At 65.1% G+C, this 1,581-nt stretch carries 2 protein-coding genes and 1 pseudogene; 2 read left to right on the top strand and 1 reads right to left on the bottom strand.

All coding sequences use genetic code 11. The features are described from left to right. Positions 1-870, top strand: a pseudogene (locus GPA_RS02815) (chromosome segregation protein SMC); the annotation flags it as partial. 62 nt (positions 871-932) lie between these two features. Here GPA_RS02815 and GPA_RS02810 read toward each other — a convergent pair. Further along, the gene (locus GPA_RS02810) at positions 933-1,283 is read right to left on the bottom strand and encodes a hypothetical protein (protein ID WP_041238876.1); all 351 of its coding nucleotides are present in this window, start codon (positions 1,281-1,283) and stop codon (positions 933-935) included. A 109-nt stretch (positions 1,284-1,392) separates the two neighbouring features. Between GPA_RS02810 and GPA_RS02805 the strand changes: the two genes are divergently transcribed. Continuing rightward, positions 1,393-1,581, top strand: a 189-nt coding sequence (locus GPA_RS02805) for a PadR family transcriptional regulator (RefSeq protein WP_041238875.1), incomplete at its 3' end; no start/stop codon positions are given.

Below are 1,581 nucleotides of genomic sequence, written 5' to 3'. Positions count from 1 at the left end.
GGGGGCATGCACCAGGCGGCCAACGAGGCCCGCACCGCCGCGCGCGCCGCGCACGACGCGTTCGACGAGGCCAACGCCCGCATGGGACAGGCCCGGGTCGACAAGGGCCGCCTGGAGGTGCAGGTGGAGGGGGCGGTGAACGCCATCGTGCACGACTGCAAGGTGCCGCTCGACCATGCGCTCGCGCTGCCCGAGCTGGAGGACCGGGGCGCGGTGGAGGACCAGGCGTTCAAGCTGCGCCGCCGCATCGCCAACATGGGCACCATCAACCCCGATGCCGCCGACGAATACGAGCGCCTCAAGGAGCGCTACGACTACCTGGCCGCGCAGCTCGCCGACCTCGACGGCGCGCGCCGTGCGCTCGGCAAGATCGTGCGCGTCATCGACGCCCGCATGAAGGACGACTTCGTCCGCACGTTCGACGCGGTCAGCAAGAACTTCAGCGAGATATTCGCCGTGCTGTTCCCGGGTGGGTCGGCCGAGCTCTCGCTCGTGGACCCCGACGACTTGGAGAACACGGGCGTGGAGGTGACGGCGCAGCCGCGCGGCAAGCGCATCACGAAGATGATGCTCATGTCCGGCGGCGAGAAGTCGCTCACGGCGCTCGCGCTCCTGTTCGCGGTGTACCGTATCCGCACGACGCCGTTCTACATCCTGGACGAGGTGGAGGCCGCGCTCGACGACTCGAACCTGCGGCGCCTCACGTCGTACCTGGAATCGCTGCGCGACTCCACGCAGCTCATCATGATCACGCACCAGCGCCGCACCATGGAGATGGCCGACGTGCTGTTCGGCGTGTCCATGCAGGCCGACGGCGTGACGAAGGTGGTCAGCCAGAAGCTGGAGCACGCGCTGCGCCACGCGGAGTAGCTTCAACGTGCGTGCGGGAGGGGGAGCGGGCGATGGCCGCACCCCCGCCGCGGCCGCCTCGCCTACTTCACCAGCAGGTAGACGATGTTGGCGAGGGCCCAGGCGAAGAACAGCACGCAGTTGGCCTTCGCCAGCACGTCGAGCACCTTGTTCGACAGCTTCTCGCCCTTGACCAGCACGTCTGCGTTCAGCAACGAGAAGAAGAGGATCATGAGCGAGTAGCCGTTCATGTTGCTCTCGTTGCCCGTGACCAGCGAGTAGACGAAACCCGCCCAGATGAAGGGCAGCATGACCAGGGTTATCGTCTGGAACAGGCTCGCATCTTGCCGCTTGCGAAACCCGGGGTCCTTCCTCTGCTCGAACCAGCCTTCCGCCTGCCCGCTTGCCGCAGCTTCCAAATGCTCTTCAGCCATGATGAGACGCTCCATTTCCAGATAGAGTATAGTGGGAACCGAAAGTATTCGCTTGCAAGCAGGCTGATTGTAGCATAGTATCCATCATTGATATAGTAGAGGGAGCGAAATGGCGAAGAGGAGCCCGTACGAGACGGGGGAGCTGTCCGACAGCATCTTCCTGATCCTCTTGGCCACGCTCGAGCCGGCGCACGGCTACCGGATCATGCAGGGCATCAGGGAGTCCACGCAGGGCACGGTGGAGATAGGGCCGGCCACCATGTACACGACGCTCAAGAAGCTCAAAGGCGCGGGCTGG

This window comes from Gordonibacter pamelaeae 7-10-1-b (assembly GCF_000210055.1).
Taxonomy (GTDB): Bacteria; Actinomycetota; Coriobacteriia; order Coriobacteriales; family Eggerthellaceae; genus Gordonibacter; species Gordonibacter pamelaeae.
This window is presented reverse-complemented; position numbering and strand designations above follow the sequence as displayed.

Coding starts and splice junctions, on each gene's coding strand:
- GPA_RS02810 (WP_041238876.1), bottom strand. CDS start 1,283: ATGGCTGAAGAGCATTTGGAAGCTGCGGCAAGCGGGCAGGCGGAAGGC.